The sequence below is a fragment of the Enterobacter sp. 22452 genome (genome assembly GCF_052045065.1).
Lineage (GTDB): Bacteria > Pseudomonadota > Gammaproteobacteria > Enterobacterales > Enterobacteriaceae > Enterobacter > Enterobacter mori.
In genome coordinates this window covers 1-17428 of sequence record NZ_JBQEOB010000009.1, presented here as the reverse complement: position 1 = coordinate 17428, position 17428 = coordinate 1, and the positions used below count along the sequence as shown (strand labels likewise).

Genomic DNA, 17428 nt, shown 5'->3' with positions numbered 1-17428 from the left:
TTACAATTGGATTAAGTTAAATCCGATTACCAGTCGGCGTAAGGGACCAGCGGCTCTGGCGGCAGGTCCATATCACCCTGCCAGCCTGCAGCAGAATAACGCACGTAGAGCAGCGCATGGCTCGGGGTATAGTCTTTTGCTTCCTGAATATCCACGCCCAGACCGACAAACCAGTTGGAGGTCACGCGGCGCTCGATAATCGCCCTCGCGGTATAACCTGTACCGGAGGAGCTGCTACCGGTTTCCATTTCGCCTCTGTCGGTATAGCGGCCTGGCTCATCGGTTGGGATCAGACCCTGTTTCGGATAACGCAACTCGTCTTTCGTCTTCGAATGCGACCATGAGACCGAACCGCCCAGCTCCCATGACCAGTTCTCAGTACGCTTACGCCAGGTGACGGGCAACGCAAAGGAGACATACTCCTGCGGACTGTAGTAGCCACCTTGTCCCAGCGTGTAGCCACTGAGATCTTTGTCGTAATGCCAAAGCATGTTAGAGACACCGACCGTCAGACGTTCGTTGTTCTCGTTGATCAGCTTGTAGTAATAGCCGGTCATCCAGCGGATGCGCCAGTTATCTTCCACATTTTTACCGGTCAGGCTGTCCATGTTCAGGCTCGACCAGATACCGTTCGCCTCGCCTTTGTCATAGCTTACGCTCACACCGCCGCCGGTCGAACGGACGCCGCCCCAGGTGGTGTTGGTATTGGTATCTTTTTGCCCGGCGAAGGCCAGCACAGAGCTGGAGATAGGACGACGATGCGCGTTCAGGGTGTAGCCAATCGGCCCCAGGTCACTGCTGTAGCTCACACCGCCGACCACATCCACCACGTCGAAGCCCATTGGCGTCGTACCCAGATCCCACGCCCAGGTTTTATTCTGCCAGCCCACGGCCACGCTAGCGCCGTTCGCTGACTGGTTCGTGTTGCCGCTACATGGCGTTTCGGCACAGGTACCCCATTTCGGATCGTAGGTGCCGTTACTGGTGGCAAACGAGCCAGCGTCCATATTGACCAGATCGCTTCGGAAGAACATGCGTCCATCTGACAATGGCGCGTCGACCTGCAGCATCGTGGTATGCGCTTTCAGGTCGGAATAGCCACCGGTGCCGCTGGAGCCCCAGTAGTCGTGTTGCAGCGTGACGTTCACATCCTGCTGGCGATACAAATCACCGGCATCGCTGCGCACGCCGCGCTTCAGCCAGTCGTCTTTTTCATCATTTCGCGTCAGGCGGGTGAAGCTGTCGTTATCTGCCGGGCGAGTTGACGTGATGCCGGACGACACCATCGCATCTTTATAGGTTTCCAGCGCCTGCTGCGGCTGGCCGTTCTGGGCCTGGAATCGTGCCGCATCACGCAGCACCAGCGCATTGTCCATCGATGCGGGCTGCGATTTGGCCTGAGGGATAATCTTGCTAAAGGTTTGCTCTGCGGCGGCAGAATCGCCCAGGCCAGCCTGCGCCATGGCGATCCGACGTTGCATATTGAGCGACGGCGGTTGACCATTTTGCGCGGCAGGCAGTTTCGCCAGCTCGGCACGCGCCGCGTCTTTATCACCTTGCGCGATATAAACTTCGGTCAGTCCGAGGAGCGCATCTTCGTTTTGCGGCTCACGCTGGAGCACGGTGCTGTAGGCCGCTTTCGCGGCGTTATGATCGCCACGCTGTTCTGCCCAGTCTGCCAGCGTTAAATCGATACGTGTGGATGCCGGCTGCTGACGAAGCAGGTCTTCAGCCTCCTGCGCTTTCCCGCTGTCACGCAGGCGGTTAGCGGTTTCCAGCACCTGATTGCTCTGCAGTCGGTCAGCCAGCTCCTGAATATTGCCGTTCCACTTGTCGCGCGGCAGGGTATCCAGATGCGCCAGCGCGGCGCGATCCTGATCGTTCCCTGAGAGATAAAGCCCGTTGGCGTAGACCTGATCCGGATCGCCCGGCTTCTGGCTTGCCAGCTGGCGCATGAGAGTATCCGCCTGACCGCGCTGACCCGCGCTGTAGAGATCTCGCGACAAACGGTAGGTGATCCATACGTCTCCCGGCGAGAGCGCAAGGCGACGACGCTGAATTTCTGCGGCCTGGGCGTATTGTCCTTGGTTTTCCAACTGCTCTGCCTGCGCGGAGAGCTGTTCGTTGGTCAGGCTACGTTCAATATCATCTATGCTGCGACGCTGGCTGGCCGAGAGTGACTGAATAAACTGTGTCGCCTTCTCCGGCGACTGCGCGCGATACACATTGGCGAGGCCGCGCACCGCATTGCTGTTGCCGCTGTCCATGCGCAGCGCCTGACGGTAATACCGCTCGGCAGCGTCGTTATCTTTGCGCGCGGCGGCGGCATCGCCCAACCCCAACACCGCATAGCTGTCGGTATTATCGATATTGCGCGCCTGCTGGAAATAGCGCTCCGCCTGGGCAGTATTGTTAGCTTTCAGCGCAGCATCACCCTGCTGGATCAGCAGCCAGTAGCGGTTGACCTTCAGCAGGCTGTCCCACTTGCCCCGATTATCACTCTGCGGATCGAGGGCGATTGCCTTTTCAAACTGCGCCACCGCGCGAGCGCGGTCACCTTTTTGTGAATAGGCCTGGCCCAGCGCGCCCACGGCTTCGCTGTCGGTATGGTTGGCACTGACCGCTTTTTGCAGTTCTGCCACCGCTTTACCGCCCTGCCCGGCATCCACTGCGGCTAGCCCTTCGGCTTTGGCGCGGAACGTTGGGTCGGCAAGTTGTTTTTGCTGTGCGTCAAGCTGTGCCCGCGCCGCCGTCACGTTGTCGCCATCGCTAAACACCGTGAGGTATTTCTGCAGCGCGCTGACGCTGGCACTGCTGGCAGGCTGATCTTTTATTTGCTGATACCACATATCAGATGCCTGATTGCGGCCATTGTTGGATTTCGCCATCGCCTGCAACACCTCAAAACCTTCATCGCGGCGTCCGCTCTGGAACAGGAGTTGCGCCAGCGCAGCCTGCTGCTGCGTATTGCCCGGATTACTGGCATTAATCTTCTTCAGCTGATTAATGGCGGCATTCCGTCTGGCGGGCTCTTTGGCTACAAGCGTCCAGTATTCTGCTGCCAGGTCGCCATCCGGCGGATCGCCAGCAAACAGTTTGTCATAGGCTGCAATGGCTTCCTGCGTATGACCTGTCGTCGCCAACAGGCGAGCCTGCTGCAAGGCCTGGCGGCCATCCGGCGTGGAGAGCAGCATCGTGTTGCGGGACGTTTTGTATGCGCTGGAGCTCGGCGCCATGCCTTTCAGGCGGTCCAGCTCTTTTTGCGCGCCCGCGTTATCTCCCTGACGTAAGAGATAACGGAAACGTGCGGCAATCACGTCCGGGTTATTCGGGTCGATCAGCTCCAGGCGGTAAAGCGACTGGCGAACCAAATCCTCACGCTGCGTCGATTCGCCCAGACGAACCTGCTCCAGCAACTGTTGCTGCTGGGGGGAATTGGCGGCCCCGGCCATTGGCATCAGTGCCAGGCCAAGCGATAAACTGAGTAGATTTATTGTGAACTTGCGCATTCCTGGCCCCAATCCGGTATTAATTCACCCTGTGTTGTGAAGCGAAAACGATGCTGATCCCACCCTTGCCCAAAGAGGGTCAGTACATAGCTGTAATAGGCATTATTATCAGGAAAACGATCGGCGACGCGCTGTCGTTGCACTGCCTGCGCGTCCCGATTCTGTAAAAAAGGGAGCAGAGAGGCAGAAAAACCGACCGGGCCTTTATCCGTCCTTTTTCCGGTTGCCACGTCTACTTTCTCCGGCGGTACACCCTGCTTTGCCGTCACCGTTGCCATTGGCTTAAAGCGTGCCAGCAGCCGAGCCTTCTGCGGGTCTTTATCATTCATCATGCCCACCCAGAGATAAACGCGGATGGCGTCATAGCTACCCACCAGCGATTTATCCTGACCGAGCTGCCAGCCTCTGTTTTTCTGGTACTGCACCCAGTTCGGGGAGAAGCCTTTCGGTGCCGTCTCCAGCAATAAACGCAGATTGGTTTCACGAAGCGTGGTCCACGGCGTACCAAATCGGGTGAAATAGTTCGCTAGCTGTGGCGGGAGGTAGCTGGGGTTAAAGCGCCAGGCATTCTCTTCGGCAAATCCGGTTTTACCCGGCAGCAGCATGAAGCCCAGACCCGGCACTTTCACCACTTCCTCTCTGACGATGCGTTTAAGCAGCCCCTTACCTGTGCGGGTGTAGTCCTGATTTTTCCACAGCCGCCCTGCTTCCAGCAGCGACCAGGCAATCCAGATATCGGCATCGGACGCGGAGTTTGGGTCGATAACCGCCCAGGTCTCTTTGTCCTTTTGCCCCCACAGCCAGGCAGGCAGGTTGGACGCTAAATCGCCCCCGGCGAGATTATCGCGCGTCCACGCCAGCAGCAAATCGAACGCTTTACGATCGTTTGCTGCCAGGGCAAAGAACAGCGCGTAGCTTTGCCCTTCAGAGGTGGTAATTTTTCGCGCGTCACTGGGATCGATAACGCGCCCGCTTTCGCTGATGTAGTCCTGTTTAAACTGTTCCCAGGCAGGCCAGCTACAGGCGGCGCGTAGATTCGTCGCCGCCAGCATCAACACGGCGAATACACACCAGCGAAAGCCTTTCATCACAGCTTACTCATGATCCGGATTCAAACGACGACGGCTGATGATACGCAGCAGACGCCACAGCACCCATGCCAGCAATATCACACTCACTGCAGCCAGAATCGCCAGCAGGACCGGATGATTGGACAAGGCATACCACAGACGTTCGAACCACGGTAGATGACCGACATAATAGACATCGCCGACGCGCAGGCTGTTGACGCCCGCCTCACGGATAACGGAGACAGAACCAAACATGGCGGCCCGTTTACCGCTGTCGTTCATGGCCGAATTTAACAGTTCATACCCGCGAGGGCTGTCTGCCAGCAGGGCGATCACGCTGCGCTGGTCGTTGTACGGTGACTGGAAGCCCACGATTGCCGCCATCGGGCCCGTTGAGCTTACGCTGGTTTTAACGCTGGCCTGGCGGTCACCGCTGTCCGGCATAATGCTTGGGAACTCGGTCTGGCGCAGCGGCGTGTTAACCCACGACTGGGCAGCCTGCACCAGCAGATCGACGCGTTTATCATCCTTCAGCTTATCCGGAATGGTGCCAATGACCATGATATCGGCATCTTTGTTCTGGATTTGGCTGCCATCGTCGGTGAGCGAGACGTTGATGGCCGGTAAACCGGTTTGCGACCCAACGGTCCCCATCGTATTCAGCAGCGTCGACACCTGACCCTCATTTGGCGCTTTCGGCATCACAATAATCGACTCAGACAAATCGGCCATGCGGCTGAACGGGAAGCTGGCGTTGGCAAACGCACGCAGATCCGGCATCGCGATAAAGTGATAATACTTCGAGAAGTCGATAGTGGACTCATCGCCAATCACAACATGGTTCTGTACCGGCTGGAAGGTGATGCAGTTATCGACCGAACCGCCAGGCATCGGGTTCATATACTGGAAGTCGAAACGCAGCTGGTTTATCGCGCCAAGCTTCAGCGCCGGGATGGATACATCGGTTTTACCGTCCAGCAGCCCCTGCAGCACAGGCAGGCGGAGCATCAGGCGGTTGGTTTCCTGGTTGCTCGTCAGACTGAATGATTGCAGGAACTGGTTGTTCAGGCTGATATCCATCCGCGAGCTGTCTTTGGTCGACGGCGCTGTGTAACGGTAGTTCAGGTTGATATCAATACCGTTGGTGCGCAGCAGATACAGATCGGGCGGCAGATTCATCGACAAACTGACAGGAGAAGGCTCAAGGCCGGTCGACTGCAGTTGCTCTTCATATGTTTTCAGCTCGCCGAAGCTAATAGGGCGATCGGTACGCACCCAGTGAGGGGCATCGTAAGGCTTACGCGGCAGCAGCGGTTTCACCTCGTCCACCACAACGCTGTTTCCCCGGAAGAGAACATTCCCCTGCGCAATGCCTTTTGCCGCCTGCACCAGATCTTTCTCATCACGCCCGAAGACGACCAGCAGCTTCACATACGGATTGTCCGGGTGGTTGATCATTTCAATCGTCGGCGCTTTCACGTCCGGGTGTTCGCGCAGGAACGCCGGGCGTTTGGCGTTAGTGGCAAACACAATGGCGTTTTTGTCCGGCATTTTGTCGTACATGACCGGGAAGCTCTGGCCGCGCCAGCCGGAGCGAGAGCCAAACCAGGAGGCCACGATGGTGGCGGCAAGCTGTTCCGTCACATCAGGCGCACCGGCAAAGACCATCGGCAAGTTTAACGGGCGATTGTCACGCGGGTCGAAGAACGGGACCGGGAAGGCCGAGAGATCGTTTTTCAACGCCAGCGGCTGATAGGTCAACTGCAGCGAGGAGTTACGACCAATATCCATCCACAGCGTGTTGCTGGCCGGGTTTTCACACACATCGCGATAGTGGCCGACGAATTCCAGACGGACACGGTTAAAGTCGGTGATGAACAGCGGGTTGATCGGCACCTGAGCCAGGGTTTTCTTACCCAGTTGCTCTTTGGTGACCGGCAAAACGTCCATCAGTTCATCGTTCAGGTAGACCTTGAGCTGAGACTGAACGGGCAGCAGTGACGGTGACGGCGTGTATTCCAGATTCAATACCGCATTCGATACCACTTCGTCGCTACGCATCCCAAACTCAACGCCGCCATTAGGATTGATGCCACGCAGCACCATGCTGCCCGGCGGCGGGGCAATCTGGGCGAACGACAGCTTCACATCGCGCGACGGCACATTTTCGGCGACGACAGGCGCACTGGCACCACGTACGCCTGGCATCACCTGCCCAACGACCTGGCTGTCGGCAGGTAAGGTATTCCCCGCCGTCGGCTTATTCGGGACCACGTTTTCCGTTTGCCCCGGAGCTGCCGTGACAACAGGATCGGTCGCTTGCGCAACCACCGGAACCGTAGGGGCAGGCGTGGCCGCTGCGTTATCAGGCGCTGCGTTAGCCATTGTTGTAGGGAGCGCACTCATCCCCATTGCCACTGCACATAACCAGGAAAGTTTTGTTTTCATCGCGTTATCATCATTGTTGAGCCATAACCGGGTCTGCCTGCTTCGCTTCATCTCGCTCAGGCCGACGCGGAATGAACGACACGACCCAGGAAACCAGTGAAGTAAGTGACCGGAAAATTAATTTCACCGACGACGGGGCAAATTCTGCAAGGTGACGATAGCCACGGAACCCCAGCTTCAGAATATCCAGCAGGCTTTCCAGAGGTTTATCTTCCGGGAAGCTGTCCTGCCAGAGAGCCCACGTATCCGCGCGGGCAAACGTACACTGCACAAAATCAATATGTTGCTTTTTGGTCAGCGGCATCAGCTTCAGACCCACTTCATCACCCGCCACACGCGCAACCTGCGTAGGGAAGACATACTCCTGCTGACCGCGCTTGAGCAGCAGATTGACCTTTTGTCCTTCCAGCACCTTCGCCTGACCGTTGATTTTGATGCCCAAACCACCGTCAGAGAAGTCATGCACGGTACAGGAGAAGAGGTGACCATCTTCGCGGGCTATTGCTGCCGGCATGCTGATCTCGACGCGGTGCGCACGACGTACCTGTTTGCTCTCGACCGATACGGCTACCGCTCCACCGAGGATAATCAGGTTGTAGAACACCCACGCCATACTCACGAATACCGTCAGGACCTCGTTTTCCGGGCCGTAGAAGTAACGCCAGATGCCTACGATGACGCCGACGATGTTAAGCAGGACCAGGAAGATATACGGACGGGAGATCACCCAATCGACATACTCCTCTTCCACCAGCCCACCTTTCGCGGTGACGTTAAACTTGCCTTTGTGCGGGTTAATCAGCGCCACCATGGTTGGCGGGGCAATGTACCAGGCCAGCACGGTTTCGTAGATTTCACTCCAGAACGAATGGCGATATTTCCCCTGGATCTTCGAGTTCGTCAGGCTCGCGTGGATCATGTGCGGCAGAACAAACAGCGCGATCATCAGCGCCGGAGCGTAAATGATGTAGGCATGAAGAAGCAGGAATGCCAGCGGCGCGGTGAGGAAGATCAGCCGCGGGATACCGGATAAGAAGTGGAACATGGCGTTGACGTAGCACAGGCGCTGCGCCAGCTTCAGCCCTTTACCCATCAATGGGTTATCGAGGCGGAAAATTTGCACCATGCCACGCGCCCAGCGAATACGCTGGCCGATATGCGCCGACAGCGATTCTGTCGCCAACCCTGCCGCCTGTGGAATGCGCATGTAGGCGGAGGTATAGCCAAGGCGGTGTAAACGCAGCGAGGTGTGGGCATCTTCCGTCACCGTCTCAACGGCAATACCGCCAATCTCATCCAGCGGTTTGCGGCGGATAACGGCACAGGAGCCGCAGAAGAAAGTGGCGTCCCACATATCGTTTCCGTCCTGCACCAGGCCATAGAACAGCGTGCCTTCGTTCGGGGTTTTACGGAAACGACCGAGGTTGCGTTCAAACGGATCCGGTGAGAAGAAGTGGTGTGGCGTCTGCATCATCGCCAGCTCTTTCTCTTTCAGGAACCAGCCCATCGTCATCTGCAGGAACGAGCGCGTTGGCACGTGGTCGCAGTCAAAGATGGAGACGAACTCCCCGGTGGCATACTTCAGGGCGTTGTTAATGTTACCGGCCTTCGCGTGTTCATGGGTGGTACGGGCGATGTACTCTACGCCGACCTCCTCCGCAAACTGGCGAAACTCGGCGCGGCCACCGTCATCCAGGATCCAGATTTTGAGCTTATCTTTCGGCCAGTCGATACCTAATGCGGCATAAATGGTGTTTTTCACCACCGTCAGGTCTTCGTTGTAAGTCGGAACAAAGAGATCGACCGACGGCCACTGGGTGGTGTCTTTTGGCAGCGGAACCGGCTGGCGGTTCAACGGCCAGATAACCTGGAAATAGCCCAGGACCAGCACAATCCACGCGTAAGTTTCAGCAAACAGCAGAACCAGACCGCACACCAGGCTGACCGGGTCATCCCAGTTCAGCGTTGATGTATAACGCCACCAGATATAGCGGCAGGAAACCGTCAGTGACAGCACGATCAGCATCAGGGCGGAGAAGCGTCCCGGAATGCGCCGCACCAGCAGCGCCACGCCCCAGAGCAGGATCAGGAAGGTGAACTGTGCCAGCGGGTTGAACGGCTGCGTAATACAGACCAGTGCCAGAATGAGCGAGAACACCACAATGACGCCGAGGATAAAACGCCTGAAGCCCGGGTGCAGGTGCCCGAGCTCTTTATGATTATCCAGATGACTGGTTTTGTCGCCGACGCGGTCGGGAAGCCTGTCCAGCCACTGGTGATAGCGTTCACGCAAGTTCTGCACACGATCGAAGCTACGCCAGCGCGGCGTGGATTTTTCCACTCTGGCCGACGTCGCTGCCAGCCAGATGGCCTGAATCGCATAGCGTGCGGGATCGAGAGGCTTTGGACGGTCAGGGTTAATGTGCGGATAGAGTTCACTGTGACGCGCACGAATACCCTGCCAGCGGGGGTGTTCGAGTGGAATAAATATCCAGGCCAGGATTAACCAGAAGCAACCGAGCGTGGCACTCAGCGACGACGCGCCATGTCGACGGTAGTGCCGGTAGCGCTCGCTTAAACGCGAACTGACCGGCGGGATAAGTAACCCGTTAGACAGGCGACTCATACCGTACTCCCGGCTGATTCCGGTCTTTTCGCGAAGTGCAATAAGCACCAGTTCGCCAGCGTCAGGATCTCTTCGGCTGCCAGCGAATCGCCCCGATATTCACCGAGCGGCTGCTTGGAGGCGAGACATTCCGCCATTCCCTCATCGCGATGGATAACAATCGGCAGCAGACGGCGCTGGCTTTGCAGCCAAACCTGATAGAGATCGTCCTGGATCTGGCTGTTGATGCGAAGATCGTTAATCAGAAGATGGGCATTTGTGGGCAACGGCTGTTGGTGCAAGCGGATATGGCAATTCGCATCCACATTCACGATGGAGAGGACATGGTCACATTGCGCGATAAGCTGGCGTGTCAGCGCGGCGGCGCCGTGCGGCAGATCCAGCAATATCCACTGATACTGCCCTTTTTCCTCCAGGCTCTTCAACGCGGTCGTAAATTGCGAAAGCAGACGCTGATACGCGGCTTCATTCTCACGCTCAGCTTCAGTCAATTGACCATAAGGAAGTAAATCAAGCTGGGAGGTATAGCGCATACCCGCGTCACGCCAGTCTTTATCGTCGAGCAGCGCGCGGGCCCAACCCTTTGTATGCGTAAAGTCGACGTTAAATGACATGCGCAGCAAATTGTCGGAGCAGGCATCAATAACCAGCACCGATTCGCCTAACAGCTGTAATGACCACGCCAGCGCCGCGGTAACGGATGTTGTACCTACACCACCACGGACGCCCTGTAATCCTAGTATGGCCATCAATGGCTCCCTTATTGTTGTTGGGCAAATTCAGCTAATAACGGCCAGCGTTTAATAGCCGCGGCCAACTGTTCCCGCTGGGAAATATCGGTGTAATCTATTTCGGGCAAAGAGAAAGCCTGCGTCAGCGCCAGAAAATCGTTTTGAAATGTGTAACCCAGGCTTGAGTCTACAGGCGTTCCGGATTCGTTATTATGCATGATTAATTCATCCCTTAGCGTAAAATCACACGATCAGATGTTGTCGGCATCCTGCCCACGAAATTTCATTTACATGCTAAATCTGATGCTCTTTAATTTCAATGTTAGGTTTATTTCTACGCTTTCGCTAGTAAACTGAGATACAGATAAATTCGACGAAAAGAGGGATACCGTGGACTCCATATTTTCTATTGGCATCCAGTCATTATGGGACGAATTGCGCCACATGCCAGTCGGAGGAGTCTGGTGGATTAATACGGATCGCAACGAAGATGCCATAAGTCTGGTAAACCAGACAATCGCCGCACAGGATAAGGATTCCCGCGTGGCTGTCATTACGATGGGCGAAGAACCTAAAAATATCATCAGGCTCGAAAACGACCGTGGGCCACAGACCGTACGATTATTTTCCATGTCTTCGGAGGCGGATAGTCTATACTTTTTGCCCCGCGATATTCAGTGCTCGATTGATCCGGATCACTATTTCCTGATTCTAAAATGTTCGAATAACGCGCTGCAAAATATCCCCTCAGAAAAACTGCTTCGCTGGCTGAACAGAATCAATAAGTGGGCAAAAAATCAAAACTGCACACTATTGGTTGTTAACCCCAGCAGTAATAATGACAAGCTTTTTTCACTGTTAATGGGCGAATATCGTTCTCTTTTCGGTCTGGCAAGTATCCATGACCAGACGGATAGCTATCTTTACGATATTGCGTTCTGGTGCAATGAAAAAGGGGTTAGTGCTCGTCAACAGCTCACCCTTAAACATATCGAGGGAGAGTGGCATCTCGCCCGACAAGAAGAAACCGTGGTTCAGCCACGCAGCGATGAAAAACGCATCCTGAGCCACATTGCGGTATTAGAAGGTGCGCCTGCGCTTTCTGAAAATTGGTCACTGTTTGAAACTAACGAAGCGTTATTTAATGAAGCCCGTACGACGCAGGCCGCTACGATTGTTTTTTCTCTCATGCAGAATAACCAAATCGAAACGCTGGCGAGACACATTCACACATTACGCCGTCAACGCGGCAGTGCGTTAAAAATCGTGGTGCGTGAAAATAATACCAGCCTGCGTGCCACTGACGAACGGCTGCTGCTGGGTTGCGGCGCAAATATGGTCATACCGTGGAATGCGCCGCTGTCGCGCTGCCTGACACTTATTGAGAGCATACAGGGGCAGCAGTTTAACCGCCATGTTCCGGAAGATATCGGCACCTTGCTCTCAATGACACAGCCGATGAAACTGCGCGGTTTTCAAAAGTGGGATACCTTCTGTGATGCCGTCGGCAACATGATGAGTAATACGCTGCTGCCAGCAGACGGAAAAGGGGTCATGGTTGCCCTGCGTCCGGTGCCGGGTATTCGTGTTGAGCAGGCGCTCACGCTATGTCGCCCCAACCGCATCGGAGACATCATGACGATTGGCGATAACCGTCTGGTGCTGTTTTTATCCTTCTGCCGGGTAAACGATCTCGACACCGCGCTCAACCATATCTTCCCTCTGCCGACTGGCGATATTTTCTCTAACCGCATGATTTGGTTTGAAGATAATTTGATTAGTGCTGAACTGGTGCAAATGCGCGCCCTGACGCCTGAACAATGGGCGAAACCTTTACCTATGGCAAACGATGTCAAACCGATCCTGAATGCGAAGCATGACGGGCATGTCTGGCGGCGGATACCCGAACCACGACGCTTATTACCTGAGGGCGAGGAGAGCGCATCATCATGAATCTCAGCGATATCATTCAACTGGTCGTACTGTGTGCGCTGATTTTTTTCCCGCTGGGCTACTATGCGCGCCATTCTCTGCGTCGTATTCGCGATACGGCCAGATTGATGTTTCTAAAACCCCGCTACCTTAAACCAGCCGGAACACTGACACGCGCTCCGAACGTCAAGGCAGACCGAAAACATGACTAATTCTACCTATACCACGTCGGCGCCCTCGCCGCTCTGGCAATACTGGCGCGGACTTTCCGGCTGGAATTTCTACTTTCTGGTGAAGTTTGGCCTGCTCTGGGCAGGCTACCTTAATTTCCACCCTCTGCTTAACCTGGTGTTTATGGCATTCCTGCTGATGCCTATTCCCAATATCAGGCTGCATCGTTTGCGTCACTGGGTCGCTATCCCCATTGGGTTCGCGCTCTTCTGGCATGACACCTGGCTACCGGGTCCGGAAAGCATTATGAGCCAGGGCTCGCAGGTTGCGGGCTTCAGTACCGACTATATGCTTGATCTTGTTGAGCGCTTTATTAACTGGCAGATGATTGGCGCGGTGTTTGTGCTGCTGGTCGCCTGGCTGTTCCTGGCACAGTGGATCCGCGTGACGGTGTTTGTCGTCGCGATTATGGTCTGGTTAAACGTGCTGACGCTGGCAGGGCCGAGTTTCTCCCTGTGGCCAGCCGGTCAACCGACCACAACGGTCACCACCACCGGTGGCAAGGCGGCAGCAACCGTCACGACGGCAGGCGATACGCCGGTGGTTGGCGATATTCCTGCACAAACCGCACCACCCACCTCCACCAATCTGAACGCGTGGCTCTCCAGTTTCTATACCGCTGAAGATAAGCGTCAGACCAAATTCCCGGATGCGCTCCCTGCCGACGCCCAGCCATTTGAACTGCTGGTGATCAACATCTGTTCTCTCTCCTGGGCGGACGTGGATGCAGCCGGATTAATGTCGCATCCGCTGTGGGCGCATTTCGATATTCAGTTTAAAGACTTCAACTCTGCGACCTCCTACAGCGGCCCGGCAGCGATTCGCCTGTTACGTGCAAGCTGCGGTCAACCTTCGCATAAGAACCTCTATCAGCCAGCCGGTAACCAGTGTTACCTGTTTGATAACCTGTCCAAACTGGGCTTTACGCAGCACCTGATGCTGGGTCATAACGGTCAGTTTGGTAACTTCCTGAAAGAGGTGCGTGAAGAAGGGGGTATGCAGGCACCGCTGATGGACCAAACGGGTCTGCCGGTCACTCTGTTGGGCTTCGATGGTTCTCCGGTTTATGACGATACTGCCGTGCTACAGCGCTGGTTGCAGACCGTCAGCAAAGAAGAGGGTTCGCGTAGTGCAACATTCTTTAACACCCTGCCGCTTCACGATGGTAACCACTTCCCGGGCATGAGCAAAACGGCGGATTACAAAGTTCGTGCGCAGAAGTTCTTTGATGAACTGGACGCGTTCTTTACCGAGCTGGATAAATCAGGCCGTAAAGTGATGGTCGTTGTTGTACCTGAACACGGCGGCGCGCTGAAAGGCGACAGGATGCAGGTATCCGGCCTGCGTGATATTCCAAGCCCGTCGATTACCAACGTCCCAGCCGGGATTAAATTCTTCGGGATGAAGACCCCACATCAGGGCGCGCCAATCGAAATCACTCAGCCAAGCAGTTATCTGGCGATTTCAGAACTCGTTGCCCGCGCGGTAGACGGCAAGCTGTTTGTTGAGGATAGCGTGAACTGGGATCAGCTCACCAGCGGTCTGCCACAAACGGCAGAGGTATCGGAGAACGCCAATGCGGTGGTGATCCAGTACCAGAACAAACCGTATGTTCGCCTGAACGGCGGCGACTGGGTACCGTATCCGCAGTAAAAGGCCTGGCCCTCTCCCCAGCGGTGAGAGGGCCTTATTGTTCTGAGATCCACACCAGCATTTTCAGGCTTGCCGAATAGTAATCATCATTTGCAGTGATGTCGGGCTCACCGACCGTCTGCCCCATCGTTAAATCACGCACTGCCAGCAGACCGCCTGCCATCATATAGGGGGCGTATTCATTCGTCGTGACGTTAACCCACGCGGGTGTTTGTTCACGCGGAAACTGACCGAACCAGGCGCGCCACGGGGTGAGCAAGGGGCTTTTCGCGTTGGACCAGCTGATGTACAGCGGAATGCGGATGGCGTCATAACTCATGCGGGGTGGCCAGGCGTTTGCAGGGGCCAGCGTCCCTTTCGTGTCCAGAGAGACCCAATCGGTTGGCAGATTGGCTTTACCCGACCCCATTTTCTTCAGCAGCCGCTGTCCGTCCTGCGTGAGCTGACGCCATATTTGCAAATGGCTGCGGTCAGCAAATGCCTGCCAGGCAGGAAACACGAAGTAGGAAGGATTAAGCACAACGTTATTGTCCAGCTTAAACCCTTGTGAGCCGGGCAACATCACGCGGTAACCCGCATAGCGGATAACGTTATGGGCAAGCAGCGCTTTGGTAATGGCATCCGATGCCGTGCTGTAGCCTTTGTCATGCCAGCGCGCGTTCGCTTTTAACAGAGCCCAGGCAATGAGCACATCGCCATCGGAGGCATTGTTTTTGTCGGCAATCGGGTCTGCCTGAGCGGGGTTATAACGCCAGTAGAAAAGACCGCTCTCTTTATTCTTCAGCGTACTGTTGGTCCAGTGCCAGAGTTTATCAAAGGTCGCTTTATCATCGTTTGCCACCGCCATCAGCATGGCAAAACCCTGGCCTTCGGTATGGGAAACGTCACCGTTGCCGGTATCGACGATTCGCCCATCCGGCTTAAAGAAGCGCGCTTTGTAACTCTCCCAGGCCTGGCCTGCCTGGGAGAAAGGCGTGAACAGCAAACTCATCATGACAGCCAGCGTGGCGCATGCGGATTTTCGCATCATTAATACAATCCGGTTATTCAGCGCTGCGTAAGGAGATTTCCCCGCCCATCCAGGGTTTGATCGCGCCATCCTGGTCCAGGAGCAGCGCCCCCTGCGCATCAATTCCGCGAGAAATGCCGTAGATTTCTTTATCCCCAATCAGCAGTTTCACCGGGCGGTTGATAAAGTTATCCAGCTTTTCCCAGCGAGACAGGAACGGTGCCAGCCCGTCTTGTTCAAAGAGTCTGAGCGAGCTTCGCAACTCTTTAATCATTCGCGCGGCCAGGATATTGCGGTCGATAGTGATGCCCGCTTCCTGCAGGTTAGTCCAGGCCTGGTTCACCACATCGTTCTGCACATTACGCATCACCATGTTTAACCCGGCGCCAATGACGATCTGCGCAGCATCGCCGGTCTTTCCCGTCAGCTCAACCAGAATACCCGCCAGTTTTCGATCGTTCAGGTAGAGATCGTTAGGCCATTTTACCCGCACCTTATCCGCGCCCAGATCGTGCAGGACTTCCGCCATCACAATCCCGATGACCAGGCTTAGCCCAATCGCCGCAGCTGGGCCCTGATCGAGTCGCCAGTACATGGACAGGTAGAGATTCGCACCAAACGGCGAGAACCACTTACGTCCACGACGGCCACGACCGGCCTGTTGATATTCAGCAACGCAGGCATCGCCGGATTTCAGTTCAGGCAGGCGATCCAGCAGGTACTGGTTCGTCGAGTCAATCACGGGCAGCACCGCAACATTGCCGTGTCCAATCTGGCTGCGGATCGCTTCTTCATTCAGCAATTGAATAGGCTCCGGCAGGCTGTAGCCTTTTCCGGGAACCGTGAACACATCAACACCCCAGTCGCGGAGCGTCTGAATATGTTTATTAATGGCAGCACGGCTCATGCCCAACTGCTCACCTAGCTGCTCGCCAGAATGAAACTCACCGTCCGCAAGGATGCTAATCAGGGTTAAAGGGATCGTATTGTCCTTCATGCGATAGCCTCCACGGCGTTGACTTCACCCGTACGGCCAATAAAGCGAACTTCAGGCTCCAGCCAGACGTTAAATTTTTCACCCACACGCTGACGGACATGGTGCGCCAGCTTCACAACATCGTCGCTGGTCGCATTGTTTTGATTGATCAGCACCAGCGCCTGCTGGCGATGAACAGCAGCACCGCCCATCGTGGTTCCTTTTAATTCGCACTGGTCGATAAGCCAACCCGCAGCCAGCTTCACGCTACCATCCGTCTGGGGATAATGTGGGGCCGTTGGCCAGCCGGTGAGGAACGTTTTCGCGTTTTCGTTGCTGATGACCGGATTTTTGAAGAAACTGCCCGCATTTCCGTTCACTTTTGGATCCGGGAGTTTGGTCATTCGCATATGGCAAACTGATTCAAACACGTCGCGCGGGGTGACGGTGGCCGGATCGAGACGGGTGAGATCGCCGTAGGTAAGAACGGGGTTCCACTGCTTCGCCAGACGCAGGCCAACGGCCACAATGACGAAACGGTCCTGGTAGTCATGTTTGAAGATACTGTCACGATAGCCAAAGCGGCACTGTTCTGCGGTTAAACGTTGCGCATTTCCCGTTGCCAGTTCAATGCAGTCAACATATTCACAGACGTGTTTTAGTTCGATGCCGTAGGCACCGATATTTTGAATAGGTGACGATCCAGCGCAGCCTGGAATCAATGCAAGATTTTCCAGGCCGGGCATCCCTTTTTCGAGGGTAAATTGCACCAGATGGTGCCAGTTTTCTCCGGCCCCCACGTGCAGATGCCAGCCCTCTGCGCTCTCTTTAACGTCGATTCCCATGATGCGGTTGACGATTACGGTCCCCGCAAAATCATCGAGAAACAGGACATTACTTCCTTCGCCCAGAATCAGTACAGGTTCACCGTTTTCTGTCGCGTTTTGCCATGCATTCAGCAACTGCTGAGCATTATCGGCACGTACAATTTGTTTAGCATTACGTTGAATGCCAAAGGTATTCCAGGGCTTAAGGGAGTGGTTCATAGACGCTATCCTGATGCAAAAACGCGGATAGTTTACCGTATATATGGGGGGATAGGTGATTTGTTTATGGAAACGAGGGATGTACAAAAACGCAAAAAGGCCATCCTTGCGGATGGCCTCTCTACTTATTTGATGCCTGGCAGTTCCCTACTCTCACATGGGGAGACCCCACACTACCATCGGCGCTACGGCGTTTC

Annotated in this window: 12 protein-coding genes; 3 read left to right on the top strand and 9 right to left on the bottom strand. The window is 55.4% G+C overall.

Features of this window, described 5'->3' with window-relative positions; genetic code table 11:
- Positions 1–26: 26 nt before the first annotated feature.
- The 6 genes from bcsC to bcsR are packed head-to-tail and all read right to left on the bottom strand — an operon-like array spanning position 27 to position 10602.
- On the bottom strand, positions 27–3509 hold the full coding sequence (bcsC, locus tag ACTJJA_RS20390; RefSeq protein ID WP_440669044.1) for a cellulose synthase complex outer membrane protein BcsC: 3483 nt from the start codon (positions 3507–3509) through the stop codon (positions 27–29).
- Positions 3491–4597, bottom strand: coding sequence for a cellulose synthase complex periplasmic endoglucanase BcsZ (bcsZ, locus tag ACTJJA_RS20385; RefSeq protein ID WP_440669135.1), 1107 nt, complete (start codon positions 4595–4597; stop codon positions 3491–3493). Before bcsZ ends, bcsC begins: the two co-directional genes overlap by 19 nt.
- Positions 4598–4603: 6 nt before the next feature.
- Positions 4604–7027: a cellulose biosynthesis cyclic di-GMP-binding regulatory protein BcsB gene (gene bcsB / locus ACTJJA_RS20380; RefSeq protein WP_211447916.1), complete on the bottom strand. Its 2424-nt coding sequence runs from the start codon at positions 7025–7027 to the stop codon at positions 4604–4606.
- 10 nt (positions 7028–7037) lie between these two features.
- Positions 7038–9653: a UDP-forming cellulose synthase catalytic subunit gene (gene bcsA, locus ACTJJA_RS20375; protein ID WP_440669043.1), complete on the bottom strand. Its 2616-nt coding sequence runs from the start codon at positions 9651–9653 to the stop codon at positions 7038–7040.
- Positions 9650–10402 (bottom strand): cellulose biosynthesis protein BcsQ, encoded by a 753-nt coding sequence (gene bcsQ, locus ACTJJA_RS20370; RefSeq protein WP_440669042.1) that lies wholly within the window; start codon positions 10400–10402, stop codon positions 9650–9652. Before bcsQ ends, bcsA begins: the two co-directional genes overlap by 4 nt.
- 11 nt (positions 10403–10413) lie before the next feature.
- A complete protein-coding gene (gene bcsR, locus ACTJJA_RS20365) occupies positions 10414–10602 on the bottom strand; it encodes a cellulose biosynthesis protein BcsR (RefSeq protein WP_010426045.1) in 189 nt (62 codons plus the stop codon).
- Between the two features lie 172 nt (positions 10603–10774).
- On the opposite strand from bcsR, the gene bcsE reads away from it, so the two are divergent.
- The 3 genes from bcsE to bcsG are packed head-to-tail and all read left to right on the top strand — an operon-like array spanning position 10775 to position 14200.
- Complete coding sequence (gene bcsE / locus ACTJJA_RS20360) at positions 10775–12337, top strand: cellulose biosynthesis c-di-GMP-binding protein BcsE (protein WP_120159387.1); 1563 nt, start codon at positions 10775–10777, stop codon at positions 12335–12337.
- The gene (gene bcsF / locus ACTJJA_RS20355) at positions 12331–12528 is read left to right on the top strand and encodes a cellulose biosynthesis protein BcsF (RefSeq protein ID WP_427354154.1); all 198 of its coding nucleotides are present in this window, start codon (positions 12331–12333) and stop codon (positions 12526–12528) included. Before bcsE ends, bcsF begins: the two co-directional genes overlap by 7 nt.
- The gene (bcsG, locus tag ACTJJA_RS20350; RefSeq protein ID WP_440669041.1) at positions 12521–14200 is read left to right on the top strand and encodes a cellulose biosynthesis protein BcsG; all 1680 of its coding nucleotides are present in this window, start codon (positions 12521–12523) and stop codon (positions 14198–14200) included. The genes bcsF and bcsG overlap by 8 nt, the downstream gene beginning before the upstream one ends.
- Positions 14201–14234: 34 nt before the next feature.
- On the opposite strand, the gene ACTJJA_RS20345 is transcribed toward bcsG, so the two are convergent.
- The 3 genes from ACTJJA_RS20345 to murB are packed head-to-tail and all read right to left on the bottom strand — an operon-like array spanning position 14235 to position 17231.
- Positions 14235–15227 (bottom strand): glycosyl hydrolase family 8, encoded by a 993-nt coding sequence (locus ACTJJA_RS20345; RefSeq protein ID WP_440669134.1) that lies wholly within the window; start codon positions 15225–15227, stop codon positions 14235–14237.
- A 16-nt stretch (positions 15228–15243) separates the two neighbouring features.
- Positions 15244–16206, bottom strand: coding sequence for a bifunctional biotin--[acetyl-CoA-carboxylase] ligase/biotin operon repressor BirA (birA, locus tag ACTJJA_RS20340; protein ID WP_440669040.1), 963 nt, complete (start codon positions 16204–16206; stop codon positions 15244–15246).
- Positions 16203–17231, bottom strand: coding sequence for a UDP-N-acetylmuramate dehydrogenase (gene murB / locus ACTJJA_RS20335; RefSeq protein WP_440669039.1), 1029 nt, complete (start codon positions 17229–17231; stop codon positions 16203–16205). The genes birA and murB overlap by 4 nt, the downstream gene beginning before the upstream one ends.
- Between the last annotated feature and the right edge of the window lie 197 nt (positions 17232–17428).

Coding starts and splice junctions, on each gene's coding strand:
- bcsC (WP_440669044.1), bottom strand. CDS start 3,509: ATGCGCAAGTTCACAATAAATCTACTCAGTTTATCGCTTGGCCTGGCA.
- bcsZ (WP_440669135.1), bottom strand. CDS start 4,597: ATGAAAGGCTTTCGCTGGTGTGTATTCGCCGTGTTGATGCTGGCGGCG.
- bcsB (WP_211447916.1), bottom strand. CDS start 7,027: ATGAAAACAAAACTTTCCTGGTTATGTGCAGTGGCAATGGGGATGAGT.
- bcsA (WP_440669043.1), bottom strand. CDS start 9,653: ATGAGTCGCCTGTCTAACGGGTTACTTATCCCGCCGGTCAGTTCGCGT.
- bcsQ (WP_440669042.1), bottom strand. CDS start 10,402: ATGGCCATACTAGGATTACAGGGCGTCCGTGGTGGTGTAGGTACAACA.
- bcsR (WP_010426045.1), bottom strand. CDS start 10,602: ATGCATAATAACGAATCCGGAACGCCTGTAGACTCAAGCCTGGGTTAC.
- bcsG (WP_440669041.1), top strand. CDS start 12,521: ATGACTAATTCTACCTATACCACGTCGGCGCCCTCGCCGCTCTGGCAA.
- ACTJJA_RS20345 (WP_440669134.1), bottom strand. CDS start 15,227: ATGCGAAAATCCGCATGCGCCACGCTGGCTGTCATGATGAGTTTGCTG.
- birA (WP_440669040.1), bottom strand. CDS start 16,206: ATGAAGGACAATACGATCCCTTTAACCCTGATTAGCATCCTTGCGGAC.
- murB (WP_440669039.1), bottom strand. CDS start 17,231: ATGAACCACTCCCTTAAGCCCTGGAATACCTTTGGCATTCAACGTAAT.